The 14,129-nt window shown below is 55.5% G+C and carries 12 protein-coding genes; 4 read left to right on the plus strand and 8 right to left on the minus strand.

The window, feature by feature from the left end:
• Positions 1–268: 268 nt before the first annotated feature.
• Both AC6I8J_RS12770 and AC6I8J_RS12775 read left to right on the plus strand, forming a co-directional pair.
• Positions 269–472 carry a hypothetical protein gene (locus AC6I8J_RS12770; protein WP_003854174.1) on the plus strand — a complete coding sequence of 68 codons (204 nt, stop codon included), beginning with the start codon at positions 269–271 and terminating at the stop codon, positions 470–472.
• A 72-nt stretch (positions 473–544) separates the two neighbouring features.
• Positions 545–1,261: a 4'-phosphopantetheinyl transferase family protein gene (locus tag AC6I8J_RS12775; protein WP_253419372.1), complete on the plus strand. Its 717-nt coding sequence runs from the start codon at positions 545–547 to the stop codon at positions 1,259–1,261.
• A 156-nt stretch (positions 1,262–1,417) separates the two neighbouring features.
• On the opposite strand, the gene AC6I8J_RS12780 is transcribed toward AC6I8J_RS12775, so the two are convergent.
• The 3 genes from AC6I8J_RS12780 to apbE form a co-directional block, all read right to left on the minus strand.
• A complete protein-coding gene (locus AC6I8J_RS12780; protein ID WP_161732176.1) occupies positions 1,418–3,070 on the minus strand; it encodes a multidrug ABC transporter permease/ATP-binding protein in 1,653 nt (550 codons plus the stop codon).
• Positions 3,071–3,165: 95 nt separating this feature from the next.
• Positions 3,166–3,807 (minus strand): DNA oxidative demethylase AlkB, encoded by a 642-nt coding sequence (gene alkB, locus AC6I8J_RS12785; RefSeq protein ID WP_497825441.1) that lies wholly within the window; start codon positions 3,805–3,807, stop codon positions 3,166–3,168.
• Positions 3,807–4,853 (minus strand): FAD:protein FMN transferase ApbE, encoded by a 1,047-nt coding sequence (gene apbE / locus AC6I8J_RS12790; RefSeq protein WP_260058902.1) that lies wholly within the window; start codon positions 4,851–4,853, stop codon positions 3,807–3,809. Before apbE ends, alkB begins: the two co-directional genes overlap by 1 nt.
• A gap of 172 nt (positions 4,854–5,025) precedes the next feature.
• Here apbE and AC6I8J_RS12795 point away from each other — a divergent pair, with 172 nt between their 5' ends.
• Positions 5,026–5,136 carry a response regulator gene (locus tag AC6I8J_RS12795; protein ID WP_202604857.1) on the plus strand — a complete coding sequence of 37 codons (111 nt, stop codon included), beginning with the start codon at positions 5,026–5,028 and terminating at the stop codon, positions 5,134–5,136.
• A gap of 149 nt (positions 5,137–5,285) precedes the next feature.
• On the plus strand, positions 5,286–5,480 hold the full coding sequence (locus tag AC6I8J_RS12800; protein ID WP_150010500.1) for a hypothetical protein: 195 nt from the start codon (positions 5,286–5,288) through the stop codon (positions 5,478–5,480).
• A gap of 26 nt (positions 5,481–5,506) precedes the next feature.
• Here AC6I8J_RS12800 and ompC read toward each other — a convergent pair whose 3' ends face one another.
• The 5 genes from ompC to AC6I8J_RS12825 form a co-directional block, all read right to left on the minus strand.
• Positions 5,507–6,625, minus strand: a complete 1,119-nt coding sequence (gene ompC, locus AC6I8J_RS12805; protein ID WP_161732173.1) for a porin OmpC — start codon at positions 6,623–6,625, stop codon at positions 5,507–5,509.
• A 598-nt stretch (positions 6,626–7,223) separates the two neighbouring features.
• Entirely contained in the window at positions 7,224–8,393 is a 1,170-nt protein-coding gene (locus AC6I8J_RS12810) for a beta-barrel domain-containing protein (protein ID WP_161732172.1), read from the minus strand.
• The gene (locus AC6I8J_RS12815) at positions 8,390–10,534 is read right to left on the minus strand and encodes a type I secretion system permease/ATPase (protein ID WP_497825442.1); all 2,145 of its coding nucleotides are present in this window, start codon (positions 10,532–10,534) and stop codon (positions 8,390–8,392) included. Before AC6I8J_RS12815 ends, AC6I8J_RS12810 begins: the two co-directional genes overlap by 4 nt.
• A 16-nt stretch (positions 10,535–10,550) precedes the next feature.
• Positions 10,551–11,906 (minus strand): TolC family outer membrane protein, encoded by a 1,356-nt coding sequence (locus tag AC6I8J_RS12820; RefSeq protein ID WP_161732317.1) that lies wholly within the window; start codon positions 11,904–11,906, stop codon positions 10,551–10,553.
• Between the two features lie 303 nt (positions 11,907–12,209).
• Positions 12,210–14,126: an Ig-like domain-containing protein gene (locus AC6I8J_RS12825; protein WP_161732168.1), complete on the minus strand. Its 1,917-nt coding sequence runs from the start codon at positions 14,124–14,126 to the stop codon at positions 12,210–12,212.
• Positions 14,127–14,129 lie beyond the last annotated feature (3 nt).

Here is a 14,129-nt window from a genome sequence, read left to right on the forward strand (position 1 = left end):
GATAAGCAACCTTCTCCGCCAGACGAAAAGTAACCCACGAGGCCGCGTCTGACGCGGCCTTTCTCTGTCACGACTTCCCATGGCTTAACATTCAGATTAATCCCGAACGGGGTTAGCATTCTTCATGAAATCATCAGGTTATCGCTTGCAAAAAAGCCTGACCCGCTTCACAAAAGTAGTCGCCCGCTGCGCTTTTTCATCAAACTGAAACAAAAATGTCACAGAAAATAACTACCCTGAACTTCCCAGAAATTGACGGATAATTTTTATGGCGATCAAAGCGAAAAGCCTGAAAGATGCAGAAGCGTTACTTCATTCAGGCATTAGCAAAGTGGAACTGGCGTATGACATTGGCAGCGACGATTTCTTTCGTCTGGCGAGCCACTGGTGCGACCGGGGTGCACGCATCAGCAGGGGTCACCACCATTTCGTTGTTTCTCTCAAGAGTTTTGCCATTCCTCCCAACGACTGATTGCGGCGGGCTGCTTGCCCTGGACCATCGCGCCTGATTAAATGCCTTTTTAGGTTCTGATGATGGTTTCGCATGCGCTATCCCGACCTGCCGCTGCCGCCTGTTGCAGGCGGCTTTATCCTTTCCTGTCATCTTAACCACAGCGATCCTTTGCTGGCGGTGAGTCACTTTGACCCACAAAAATATCATGACGCGCTGGCTGTCGAATGGCGTATTCCGCTGCCTGCCCGACTGCAGCAGGCGGTCAATAAAAGACGTGCGGAATATCTCGCCAGCCGATTACTTGCCCGGTCAGTAATGGCAGAACTGGGCATTGATGATTTCATTCTGACCAACGCGCCTGACCGATCTCCCTGCTGGCCCGCTGGCATTCAGGCCTCACTGTCTCACAGTAGTGGTGTCGTCGTGGTGGCGGCTACGCGTCAGCCCTGCGCTATCGGGGTCGACGTCGAGCAGCTCATGTCGGAGACCACCGCGCAGGAAACGGCCGGCCTGCTGATGAATGAGCAGGAACAGCAGCTGTTGCAGACACTGCCCGTCTCCTTCAGTGCGGCCGCTACCCTGCTCTTCTCGCTCAAAGAGAGCGTATATAAAGCACTATGGCCACAACTGCATCAGCCGATGGACTTTCTGGATGCGGCACTGGTGTCCGTAGATTTCGCGCAGCAAAGTGCCACGCTGCGCCTGACTCAGCACTTCGGCGAGCGTTTTGTGAGGGGTACGTTACTGGAAGCGGACTTTATGTGGCAGGAAAATCAGGTGATCACCCTGGTCTCGCATCGGCTTTAAAAAAACCGGCTAAACAAGGGTATTTAGCCGGGGTAAACACAGACGAAAGAAGACGTTTCAGGATGGCAGAAACTGACGTTTCTGATGATTGCTAAAGTAGCCTGTCTGACGCGCAGCACGCCAGTGCGCTTTTCTGCTAAGTTTTGCCAGTTGCCGTCAAAGTCCGGTGTCGGTGCGCTTTACCGAGTCGAGTGTGGCGAGATCGCGCTCATTACCGGTCAGCTCCGTTAACTGACCTTCGCGCATCTCCAGCAGCCGATCGGCATGAATGAAGTAGTGATCGTCATGACTGATGGCAAACACCGTTTTACCCGCCTGCTGCAACCACGGCAGCAGCTCACGATAAAAGATGCGGCGAAAATGGGGATCCTGATCTGCCGCCCATTCATCCAGTAACAGCACATCGCGCTCTTCCGCCACCGCCAGCAGCAGTGCCAGTCGTTTACTCTGCCCTTTAGATAGCCGCAGGTTCAGCACTTTGTTGCCTTCAATCTTCAGTTTGTCCTGCATCTTCAGCCGCTCCAGCCACTGCTGCACCAGCGCCGGATTGGCTGCCACGCCTTCCCGCCCGATCAACCGGTCAAACAGATGCAGGTCGGTGAAGACCGCCGAAAACTGACTGCGCCACACATCCAGCTCCTCTGCCGTGATCGCTTTACCATCCAGCAGCAGCGTGCCGGACTGCGGCTGATACAGCCCGGTCAGCAACATCGCCAGCGTCGATTTACCGCTGCCGTTGCCGCCAATCAGGAACACCAGTTCCCCCCGGCGCAACGTCAGGTTAATCGGCCCGACCTGAAAACCGTTATCACCATAATGGAAAGAGACGTCGCGCAGCTCCAGTGTCTGCCAGTCAGAGACGGGAGATGGCGCGTGAAACCCGGGCTGATAGGGGGCGAGGTCAAAGGCGTTGAGCTTACGGAATGCGACCTGGGCACTGAGCAACGTCGGTAACGCACCCACCGCCGAGAGCAGCGGCGTGCGTAAGAACAGCAGCGTCAGGGAAAAGGTAGCGGCGACGGCGGTATTAGCCCAGCCCAGGCTGTTGGCCATAAAAAAGACCATGCCGATAGCGCCTAACGTCATGATATTCGACCAGTTAACCGCACTGAGATGGTATGTATCTGCGCGTACAATATGGTGACGCCAGGCACGGGCATCCTCCTGATACACGGTGTCATAGACCTGCTGTGCACGGGAGCGGTTAAGCTGCAGCTCTTTGCGCCCTTCAATCACCGTCTGGTAATCGCGATAAAGGTTGTCTTCGATTTCCCGCAGCTTTGCCATGTGCTGGTAGACGCGTGAAACCAGCATCCAGCCGCCCACCAGCGTGACACCCAGCCAGAGACTGGTCACCAGCAACATTTTCGGGGACAGCCAGGCGAGATAAAGTGCCGAGCCAAGCGTAATGATGACGCCCTGAAACAGCTCCGGCAGGCGCACAAAGGCCAGCGTAATCGCCCGCACATCGCTGGTCAGTCCTGCCAGCAACTGCGCGCTGCCAAGTTGCTCGATACGTTCAACCCGGGAATCGAGGATACGCTTAATAAATTCGCCGCGCAGTCGCCAGACAAACTGATGGCCAAGCATCGTCAGCGCCAGCTGCGAGGCCAGCGTCACCGCCATCAGCACCACCAGCTGCAACAGAAACTGCGGCAACACCGCAAAAGAGGTGTTAATGGCGACAATCATTTCGCGGTTGATAAAGGCGATCATGCCGATACCCAGCACGGCGCTTAACAACGTCAGCGCAATCACCCCGATAAAAGGCCAGCGGAACTGGCGAAAAACAACGCTTAACAACGTCATGCAGGCAATCCATCAGCTAAAAATAGCCTGCAGTGTAATGGGATGCCAAATGATAGCAATAGTTATTCTCACCACGCCGTGACCGGCGTAACGGGTCAAAAGGCGCGGCGAAACGTCAGGTTATAACGCCAGGGACCGGCCAGCGGATGAACGCCTGGCTTCAGCGGCAGAATGCCGTGGTAGCGCAGGCGCGACGGCCCGCCCCATACCACAATATCACTGTGTTCCAGCAGCACACGCTGAGTTGTGTCACCACGCTCGAAGCCGCCAAACTGGAAAACCGCAGGCAAGCCCAGCGACACCGAAACGATAGGCTGTCGCAAATCTTTCTCATCTTTATCCTGATGCAGTGTCAGCTTCGCGCCCGGTTCATAGCGATTAAGCAGGCAGGCATCCGGATTAAAATCAGCAAATCCTGCCTCTGATGCTGCCTGCTGTGCCAGAGTACGAAACAGCGGCGGCATTGGTGGCCATTTACGTCCGTTGAGGTTGTCCTGCTGCTGATAATTGTAGCCACGTGAATCCACCGACCAGCCAAAATCGCCGCAATTGGTCATCGCCACCGACATGCGATGACCGCCGGGCGTAATGCGATGGGCAAACGGGTTCTGTTCCGCAATTGTCAGGATCTGTTGATAAAGCGCTTCTGCATCTTCGCGCGCGCGACGCCGCAGGATCATGGCACCTTCAGCCAGCGGCTCCTGCCAGGGGTGCTCTTCACTAAAAAGATCTAACATCAGGGTTCTCCGGATTTGTCGGGGATCAGGAAAGCAGCAAACTGCGGCGACATCCAGCTGACAAATTTATCGCCCTGCTTACTGATCAGATAGACCGCCAGATGCTCTTTTATCGCCAGCGCTTTGGCTTTTTCGGTACCGAGTACCATCAATCCGGTATCCCAGCCGTCGGCTTCCAGTGCCGTAGTGGCGATCACCGTGGCGGAAACCAGTTTATGCTCAATGGGCCGTCCGGTAACGGGATCGATCACATGAGAAATGCGCTTGCCATCCAGTTCATAATAGTTGCGATAGCTGCCGGATGTGCTGATACCGTGTCCCTGCAGATCAACGCGCGCCTGAACCGCATTTTCGCGATCGGTCGGTTTCTGAATCGCTACGCGCCACGGCTGCTGCTGCGCATTCAGACCACGACTCAGCACCGCGCCCCCGACCGACACCAGATAGTTGTTGATGCCGAGTTGCTCCATCAGGCGTGCCAGATGATCGGTTGCGAAGCCCTCGCCCACTGTTGAGAGATCGACATAAAGGTCAGGCAGATCTTTCTGCAGCCACTGCGCGTCTGCACCCTGCACCACCCGCAGATGCTGCAACCCGGTCTGCGCCCGGGCGGTGGCGATCTGTGCAGCATCCGGCGTATGAGCTGGCTGTCTGGTCGGGCCAAAACCCCATAAGTTAACCAGTGGCCCGACAGTAATATCCATCGCCCCGCCGGTTTTACGGCCAATTCGCAGTGAGGTGGTGACAATATCCGCCATGTTTTCACTTACTGCCCACGGTGACAGATCCCGGCTCTGATTGAAGCGTGATAACACGGAATCGGCTTTCCAGGTTGAGAGTTCAGCATCGTCCGCATCCAGCTGCCGCTGGATGCGCTGCTGCAGCTCCGCTTTACGTTCGATCTCCACACCCGCCAGGCTCACACGCCAGACGGTTCCCATCGTTTTTCCTTCCAGTACCAGTGCGGTTGTTGCTGCTGGCTTATCGCAGGCTGCTAACATCAGTACTAACGTCACTATAAACAGCAGATTAATCTGAGAACGCATCCTTCCTCGCATGTAACACTTTATTAGTCTCTGCTACAAAGCATAAACTTCGGGTAAATTAGCTTAAATAGCGTTGAATATTTTTCTGAATCACGAGAACATTCACTGGTCATCTATCCTGACCCCGCCTCCCGACAGGCGATAAACATTATTTCAAAGTAAGGAGCTACAGATGATTTATGCGATTCTCGTTATGGCCCTGGGCCTGTTTATTTACGGAAGTTATAAAGTGGTCGAACAGCGTCGTCATCGTCATATGACACCTTCACGGCCGCGCCATTAACAAGCCTGACTGCACCTGATTGGGGCAATGCCTCTCTGATGCGTGCGGCAAGTGTATCAAAACGGGCGCGCCGTCTGTGGCTGTGAGAGCGGTAAAGCTGGCATGAATTCTGCACTGTTGAAACAGTGTTTATCTCTGAGAGGTGCAGAATGAAAAATTCACAGAAGTGGCCGTCGGCATGGCATCACTGGCTGAGCTTTTCAGCCTTTACGCTGGCAGGTGTCGCATTTGAAGGTGCGCGATTCGGCAGTGTTGTGTCGTCGGTAACGACAGCACCGGAACCCACGAAGTGGCAAAAGGCTGAAGCGCTCAGCCCCGAAGGCGATGCAGGAGCGCAGCGGTAACTGCGCTCCCTGACAACTCAGAACGTTTAGAACTGGTAAACCAGACCCAGTGCCACCACGTCGTCGGTATTGATACCGGCTGCGTCGGTGAACGCGTTGTCGTCCAGCAGGTTGATCTGGTAATCAACATAGGTAGACATGTTTTTGTTGAAGTAGTAGGTCGCGCCAACATCAATATATTTTTTCAGATTCTGTTTGCCCCAGTTCTGAACATCGGTGCCGCGTGAGGTGACATAGGCCAGGGATGGACGCAGGCCGAAGTCGAACTGATACTGTGCAACCAGTTCCCAGTTATCCGCTTTATCCGCATAGCCGTAAGCTGAAGAGGCGTCACTGCTGTCACCAAAGCGGGTCGCATTGTAAGCACGCGAGTACATCGCGGCCAGATAGACATTGTTTGCGTCATATTTCAGACCGCCCGTGTACACTTCCGCTTTATCGCCGCGGCCAAGAATACCTGATGTCGCGCTGTTCTGATCGTTGGTACGGTCAGACTGGAAAGCCGCGGCACCAATGCCAAAGCCCTGACCCAGATCATACGTGGTGCTCAGACCCCAGCCGTCGCCATTCTGACCCAGTACGTCACGGCCATTTGCAGATTCGGTGTTGTTGCCATTCTTGCCCTGATACTGCACGGCGAAGTTCCAGCCATCCACCAGACCAAAGAAGTTATTATTGCGGTAGGTCGCCATGCCGTTGCCACGCTGATACATAAAGTTATCTGCGCCATAGGTATCGCCACCAAACTCGGGCAGCACGTCGGTCCATGCGCCGATATCGTAAGCTACGCCGTAGTTACGACCGTAGTCGAACGAGCCCGCATCCCCAAATTTTACCCCGGCAAAGCCGACACGCGTGAAACTATCAGCAGTGCCTTCAGACTCGGCGTTGTTCAGCGCAGCCTGATATTCCCACTGACCGTAACCGGTCAGTTGATCGCTGATTTCGGTTTCGCCTTTGAAGCCGAAGCGCACGTAGGATTGGTCGCCGTCAGAGCTGTCGTTGTCAGAGAAGTAGTGCAGACCGTCAACTTTACCGAAGAGGTCTAATTTGTTGCCGTCTTTGTTATAGATTTCAGCTGCGTTTGCTGATCCTGCTGCAACCAGCAATGCAGGGATCACCAGGGAGAGAACGCGACGTTTCATTTTATTACCCTCTGTTATGTGCCTTTATTATTTGCCACTGCGAACTGAATGATTAAAAATTCAGCCGGCAGGCCATTGTTGTTATATAACGGGCAATAATCCACCAGGAAAATGCTACTAAATTTCCAAAACTGTTTCATAGATCGAAACAGTTATTTCTTAATGTAAATATCGGGGAACTAATAACCAGCACAGATCGATAAAAATCAGCGCACGAATCGTTAATCTCAATTCGTATTGTTTGTTATCAACAGGTTGCATCAGAGCTTTATGAAGCACTGAATGATAAAACTTTTACGGCATCTGGTAATAGAATAGTCCCCGCTATCATCATTTATTCCATTATTACCTTCATTCTCCCCGAATGAGATGTACAACTTATTATTTCCCGCCGGACACGTTGTCCGGCATTTTTTTGCCTGAAATTTGCCGTTCCGTTATATCTGCGTAAACTTTCTTAAGCTGATTAAATTAACTCTGCCCCAGTTCCGCACAGAGTGCTAAATTTCGCACGCTTTGCGCCCTGAATGATGAAATATCCGCCATGTTAATTTATCACCGTAATTAAGCAGGCGGAGAGTGGTTATGGTGCTGATTTTCATCGCTCGCGCAGCGATTCTTTGACTTTATTCAGCGGCTTAATCAGATAGTCCATGACCGATTTCTGACCGGTTTTAATCTCCACGTTAGCCACCATACCCGGCACAATCGGAAATTTTCGTCCGGCACGGTTGGTCAGCTCTGCTTTCTGAGTACGAACGTAAACACGATAGTAATATTGATCGCGTTTTACCTCATCCTGCAGGGTATCGGGCGATACCGTTTCAACTTCGCCGGGCAGATCACCATAGATAGAAGAGTCATAGGCGGTCACTTTTACGGTGGCGGCCAGGCCGGGGCGGATGTACGCGATATCACGTGGATTGATACGCGTCTCAATCAGCAGCTGATCCTCCAGCGGCACGATCTCCATCAGTTTACCGCCCGGCTCCAGTACGCCTCCGACCGTGGTGACCTGAATATCTTTGACGATGCCGCGTACCGGCGAGTAGAGCGTGGCACGCGTCAGCTGATCTTCTTTGCCCGCAGCAACCTGCAGTTGTGCATCCAGTTCGGCATTGTTTTTCACCTGCTCTTCATGGGCGCGCACCAGATAGTCGTTACGCGCCTCATCAATTTTACCGCGCAGATCGCTGACCTGACGGCGCAAACGAATCACCTCGACCTGCCCTGCCGCACCCTTAGCCACCAGCGGTTCCGTCAGCCGCAGTTCATCCTGTACCAGTCTCAGCGACTGCTGCAGGTTACTGATGGTTTCGGTGAGATTACGACGACGCGACTCGTAGAGCTGCCGTTCGCGCGTGACCAGGTTCGGCTCCTTCAGGGTTTCGGCGCTGAACGTAAGCGGCGTGCCTGACAACTCCGCCTCAAGCCTTTCGGATGAGGCACGCAGCGTGCGCACTTTGGCCTGTGCTTCGCCGAAGTTGGACTGGAAGCGCGTCGGATCGAGCGTGGCCAGCACCTGCCCTTTCTCAACAATATCGCCCTCATGCACATTCAGCTGTTTGACGATGCCGCCGTCCAGGCTGTCGATCACCTGCGCGCGGCTGGAAGGTGTTACCTTGCCGATGCCGACGGTCACCTCATCCAGAATGGCGAAGTGCGCCCAGATGAGAAAAATTGCCAGTGCGGCGGTGCAGAGCCAGATAATCGCCGATGTCCGGCGCTCATGACGGGCAAGATCTTTATCAACAATAACCAGACTCATGCAGCATCTCCTTTCCCTGGCGCCGCTGGCGTCGTCGCACGGCGCAGGATCTCGTCACGCGCACCATCGGCCACAATCCGGCCGTTATCCATCACCACAATACGGTCGACCATCTTCAGCAGCGCCGGCCGGTGCGTCACCAGCACCAGCGTCCGGCCACTGATCCAGCCCTGTAGCTGACGGATCACATGCTCCTCCAGCTGTTCATCCATGGCCGCAGTCGGCTCATCCAGCAGGACGACCTGCGGCTGCCGCAGGATCATACGACTCAGCATCACCATCTGACGCTGCCCGCCTGACAGTCCGCGTCCGCCTTCATTAATAATGCGATCCAGACTGGCGGCATCCTGCTGGACCAGCGACAGTGCGCCGCTGATGCGCAGCGCCTGCAGCATCTCCTGTTCGCTGGCGTGGGGATTACCCAGCATCAGGTTCTGCCGCAGCGTGCCAAAGAAGAGACGGGAGTCATGCGACAGCCAGCCGAGCTGACGGCGTAAATCGACAGGATCGATACGCTCAATATCGACGCCATCGACAATCACCTTGCCCTGAGTGGCCTGCGCCTGACCGGCCAGGATCTTCAGCAGCGTCGACTTCCCTGCCCCGACTTTACCCAGAATGGCAATCTTCTCGCCGGGCTTGATCTGCAGCTGCTGCACGTTGAGCACATTCTTTTCATTCTCTTCGTCATAGCTGTAATGGACATTGCGCAGATCGTACTGGCCGGTAAGCGTCGGACAGTGCGCCAGCGTAGCGGCTTCAGGCTGATCGAGCGGCTTTTTCAGCAGCTCATCCAGCCCTTTCATCGCCATTTTGGCGTGCTGCCAGCGTGAGAAAACCATCGTCAGCTGCATTAACGGGGCGATGGTACGGGATGAGAGCAGGCTACAGGCGACCAGCGTACCGGTGGTGATTTGAGAATCGAGCACCAGATAGACACCAAACACCAGCATTCCGGCATAGGTGAGCTGCTGCACGGTTGACGCCCAGCCGGTAAGACGCGCGCCCCATAACCGCTGCTGATTGCTGATTGAAGCGCTGACTTCGTGGGTCTGTTCCCATTGACGCTGAAAATAGGGTTCCGCCTGTAGCGCCTTGATATCCTCAATCCCCTCGATGGTCTCCACCAGCACCGCATTGCGCAGCGCGCCCTCGCGCAGCCCCTCTTTGGCCAGCTTCGCCATCGGAATCTGCACCAGCAGGCCGGGAATGACGATCAGCGGGATCGCCGCCAGCGGGATTAGCACCAGCCAGCCCCCCACAAATGACATGATAAACAGGAACAGGATGACAAACGGCAGATCGGCTGCTGCACCCACCGTAGTTGAGGTTAGCAACTCGCGCACCTGGTCGATCTCACGCAGCTGCGAGATAAAGGAGCCGGTCGATTTTGGCCGCGCCTCATTTCGGATACTCATCGCCCGGGCAAACAGCATGGCCGAGACTTTGAGGTCGATGCGTTTACCCATCAGGTCTGATACCTGGGTGCGCATCAGCCGGATCACATACTCAATGGCCGCGGCGATCAGCACCCCGACAAACAGCACCCACAGCGTGGATTGCGACTGCGCCGGAATCACCCGATCGTAGACCTGCATCGAAAAAAGAATACCGGCCAGCGCCAGCACGTTGCTGATCACTGAGGCCAGCGAGATCTCGGTAATACGGCGCCCCATGCCGCGAAAGTTTTTCCAGAACCAGTGCGGCTCATAGGGCTGAACGAATTCGTCGATACGCGCATCCCGGCCACGCGCCGCTACGCCTATCACCCCGACATCGCCCTGAGCACGTGCCAGCAGTTCCGATAAGGCGCTTTCACGCACCACATCGCCGCCTTCACTGAGCCAGTAGCGCGCGCTGCCGTCGGCATCAATGCTCTCCAGCACCGCCACGCTGGCATTTTCCAGCACCAGCACTACCGGAGTGATCTCCTGACGCCAGCGCAGTTTGTTCTGCGGCACCATGGTCAGATGCAATCCCAGCAGCCCGGAGAGCCGCTCCAGCTGCTGGGACACCGGCAGATGTTCAAACCAGCGCATCTGCTGACGCAGGGTTTTGCCATCGGCAGGTTTACCGAATCGCGCGGCGACGCGCAGCATGGCGGCAATCCAGTTATCGGTATTCAGGGTTGATGTACTCATTATTAATGCCTTATCGCTATTGCAGCGAAGGAAGGAGATCGCCGCTGCTTTGCTGGCGATCGATACCCATGATATCGAGCAGATTGTCTACCGCGGCGGCATAGCGCACGGTGGCATCCCAGCCGTCATAAAGCGCGGTGATACGTGAGCTGTCAGCCTGAAACACATCCTGTTCCACGCTCAGCAGATCGTTCAGGCTGCGCTTGCTCAGGCGATATTCATCGGCGTAGACATTTCGGGTATGGTCGGCGCTGGCCAGCTGCACTTCCCCGGCAGCCTGCCGTTGCTGCGCGCCAATCATGTCGGCATAGGCGGTGGAGGCATTCTGATTAATGGCGAGTTTGGCCTGCTGAACTGCGGCCTGCGCCGCTTCACGATCGCCCTCCGCTGACGCGGTTCTGGCATTGACCATGCCGCCCTGATAAAGCGGCGCTTCCACCTGCAGCTGCACTTCATCATCCCAGTAAGACGCACGATCGTTTTCATAGCGGGTCCGGCCCGCCTGCACTTTAATCGTCGGCCAGTGACCGGACTCTGCCTGGCGCACCCGTTCACGGGCGGCTTCCTGTTTCGACTGCGCGCTGCGCACCGCCGCGCTGCTTTCATAGGCGATTTTGTCGAGGGTGATCTGCTGCTTAAGCAGCGCCTGTGGCAGTTCCGGCAGCGTGGCGGGAACCACGCCGGTCAGCACAGTCAGCTGCGCGGTGGCGGAACGGTGCTGGGCACGATATTGCTCAAGCGTGGCCTGCATTGCGGCGATGCGGGTTTCCGCCTGCAAAACATCTGACTGCGAGTTGAGTCCGGCATCGGCGCGCAGTTTTGCAATATCCCGTACCCGCTGCAGCGAGGCGATATTGGTCTGCGCCGTTTCAGACAGCGCCTGATAGCGTTTGACTTCAAGGTAGGCCTGCAGCGTATCTTCCGCCACGGTAGTCATCGAATCAAACAAGCCGAAACGATAGGCATCTGACAGCGCATGCTGTTCATCGATGGCGCTGCCGGTGCGGCCAAAATCGTAAAGCAGTTGACTGAGTGTGATACCGCCGGAGCCATTATTGTTCAGACTGCCAGCGGAGTCGGTCTGGTGAGAGCGTCCCGCGGCACCCTGCAGTGAGATCTGCGGATACCAGGCGCTGCGGGCGGCATCCATATCCCCCTTGCCGACGTGGATCTGTGCCGCCGCTTCCGAGATTTTCGGATTGCGGGCGAAGGCCCGGAGAATGGCGTCGCGCAGCGTTAAGCTGGCAATCTGTTCTTCGGTCGGCGCAGCACGCCAGTTAAATTCGGCTTTAGGTAACGGTGCGGCAAAGGCCGCGTGCACTGCCACGCCACTCAGGGCGCACAACAAAAAAGTTAATCGCGCTTTGTTCATCATCAATACCAGCAGGGGTTCTTATCATCATGGTGTTTTTCCTGGTGAACAAAGCGAGCTAAAGGAGTATGTCTCAGAGCCAGACAGCGTTATTGCTTTATTTTTTTTATGGTTTGTTAGCGGGACGCCAAACGACATTTAACATTATTAGATCATATCCCGCGCTTATTCCTGCTAAAAATAGATGAAATCATTAATATTTCTCCTGAACGGACGAAAAACAACCATCAGACAAGTCCATGCCAATCCAGACAGGCTTAACAAACCTGTCCGGAAGGCAGTGCTTTTACTAATGTGTCGGCGTCAGACTATCGGCTGTGCTGCAGGATGCTGCAGCAGATGGTCGGCAAGGGTATAAGGAACATCGGAGAAGAGATGGCTCTCCTGCGGAACAGCAGAAGCCGTGGAGGTGTGCGCCACGTACGCGGTCTCTGCCTGCTGAGTCAGAGTGACGGTTTCAAGCACATTATCCACCGTCTGGTCCGCCATCAGGCTGGCCGTTTCGGTATGCGATGCTACCTGCACCGTCTGACTGGCCGTGGCCAGATTACCGGCGCTGTCTTTGCCGCTGACCGTCATCTGGTACTCACCATTATCCAGCGGTGCCAGCTGTCCGGCCAGAATAGTCAGCGCCCAGCCACCATCCGCTTTTACGCTGGCGCTGTAATGCTGATCGCTTAGGGTTAATTCTACCAGGCTGCCCGGTTGCAGATGGCTGGAGCTACCCTGGATCAGATGCCAGCTGTTGACATCGGCAGCATCAATTTTATTGTCACCAAAAGCCGTATCCAGGGTCAGCGTCGGGCGCTGATGCACGGCTACGGTAAAGAGTTTATCGCTGGTCTGGGTGTCGCTGTTGCCATATTCATCCCAGCGGTGAAAGATGGCGGCGACCGGGCCATCCGGCAGCGCCAGCAGCTCGCTGGAGGTCAGTGTTACCATACCTTTGGCATCAGGCTGATAGGTTTTACCGTTGATCTCCAGGGTGTTGGCACCTTCAACATAGAAGCTCAGATCGTGCTGCGCCTCCTGATAGTTAAGCGTCATGTCACCGCCGATATCCATTTCGGTGTAGATCGGAATAAAACCGGTGTGGATATTCAGCTCATGCGTGACGTCAAGGTAGTTTTTGGCCCCGTCGATCGACCAGGCACGAATTTCTCCAACGTTGATAAAAGCGGGCACATCCGCTGCCGGGATTACCACCTGCCAGTGTCCATCTTCGCCTATTGTGGCGGCATAATCTTTCTGGTTGGCACCGGTGATCACCAGCCGGTGACCCGGCATCACGGTAGAGAGCGTGCCGCTCAGCAGCAGATCCTGCTGGGTTTCCGCCAGATTAATGACGTCGTCCGACGTGACCTTATCAAAGGTGATGATGGGCACGCTACTCAGGTGAGTAATCAACGTCAGATCGTGATATTCGGTCGCGGTTTTTCCATTGGGATCGGTCGCCGTGACTTTCAGACTGTAGACGCCATCCGCCAGCGCTTTCATATCACTTTCCTGGAAAGAGCCATACCACTTGCCATCACGTCCCATGACGGCGGTGGTCGTTTGCGTGCCCAACGTTAATTTCAGCACCGACCCCACCGGCAGGTGCGTTGCGCTACCGCTGATTTCAACGCCGTAAATGCTCTCAGCAATATTTACCGCGTTGTCGCCACTGATCGTGTCCACTGTCAGTGTCGGTTTGATGGTGCGGTCAACATAGAGACCAAAATCGACGTCGGTTGTGGTGCTGTGGCCCGCTTTATCGGTAAGGGTCAGCGTCAGCGAGTGATTGCCATCCGGCACACCTTTTAGCGCCTCAGCCGGCATGGAAGCGTTCCAGTAGCCCCACTTGTTAACGGTGCTGTGCCAGCTCTGGTCGTTGAACGTCAGTGTGACCGTTGAGCCTGCTTCGCCTTCCGCCCGGCCGCGCAGATGTACCGGTTTTTGCGCCTCCCAGCCGGCAATAACACCATCCATAGCAAGAGGTTCATAGGGGCGTAGCGCAACAGGAGGGGGACTCTCAACCGCGCTGACAGCCAGGGCACTGTAGTTGAGCGGGCTGCTATGCGGTGACTCCGCAGAGAAAGGGGTAACAGGCAGAGAGAGACTCTGCGTTGTGACTGGCGCAATGGCGGGCAGCGCGCTGTCGGCGACGGCAAAGTCGCTCACCGCCGTCTGGAAAATGGATTCGAACCGGACGGAACGAAGCGTATCGCGTGTTGACATAGG

It is taken from the genome of Pantoea sp. X-Soil-ISGK-355, assembly GCF_059730805.1.

What these genes read in the sequence shown, in the direction of transcription:
- AC6I8J_RS12770 (WP_003854174.1), top strand. Translation starts at nt 269, where the DNA reads ATGGCGATCAAAGCGAAAAGCCTGAAAGATGCAGAAGCGTTACTTCAT.
- AC6I8J_RS12775 (WP_253419372.1), top strand. Translation starts at nt 545, where the DNA reads ATGCGCTATCCCGACCTGCCGCTGCCGCCTGTTGCAGGCGGCTTTATC.
- AC6I8J_RS12780 (WP_161732176.1), bottom strand. Translation starts at nt 3,070, where the DNA reads ATGACGTTGTTAAGCGTTGTTTTTCGCCAGTTCCGCTGGCCTTTTATC.
- alkB (WP_497825441.1), bottom strand. Translation starts at nt 3,807, where the DNA reads ATGTTAGATCTTTTTAGTGAAGAGCACCCCTGGCAGGAGCCGCTGGCT.
- apbE (WP_260058902.1), bottom strand. Translation starts at nt 4,853, where the DNA reads ATGCGTTCTCAGATTAATCTGCTGTTTATAGTGACGTTAGTACTGATG.
- AC6I8J_RS12795 (WP_202604857.1), top strand. Translation starts at nt 5,026, where the DNA reads ATGATTTATGCGATTCTCGTTATGGCCCTGGGCCTGTTTATTTACGGA.
- AC6I8J_RS12800 (WP_150010500.1), top strand. Translation starts at nt 5,286, where the DNA reads ATGAAAAATTCACAGAAGTGGCCGTCGGCATGGCATCACTGGCTGAGC.
- ompC (WP_161732173.1), bottom strand. Translation starts at nt 6,625, where the DNA reads ATGAAACGTCGCGTTCTCTCCCTGGTGATCCCTGCATTGCTGGTTGCA.
- AC6I8J_RS12810 (WP_161732172.1), bottom strand. Translation starts at nt 8,393, where the DNA reads ATGAGTCTGGTTATTGTTGATAAAGATCTTGCCCGTCATGAGCGCCGG.
- AC6I8J_RS12815 (WP_497825442.1), bottom strand. Translation starts at nt 10,534, where the DNA reads ATGAGTACATCAACCCTGAATACCGATAACTGGATTGCCGCCATGCTG.
- AC6I8J_RS12820 (WP_161732317.1), bottom strand. Translation starts at nt 11,906, where the DNA reads ATGAACAAAGCGCGATTAACTTTTTTGTTGTGCGCCCTGAGTGGCGTG.
- AC6I8J_RS12825 (WP_161732168.1), bottom strand. Translation starts at nt 14,126, where the DNA reads ATGTCAACACGCGATACGCTTCGTTCCGTCCGGTTCGAATCCATTTTC.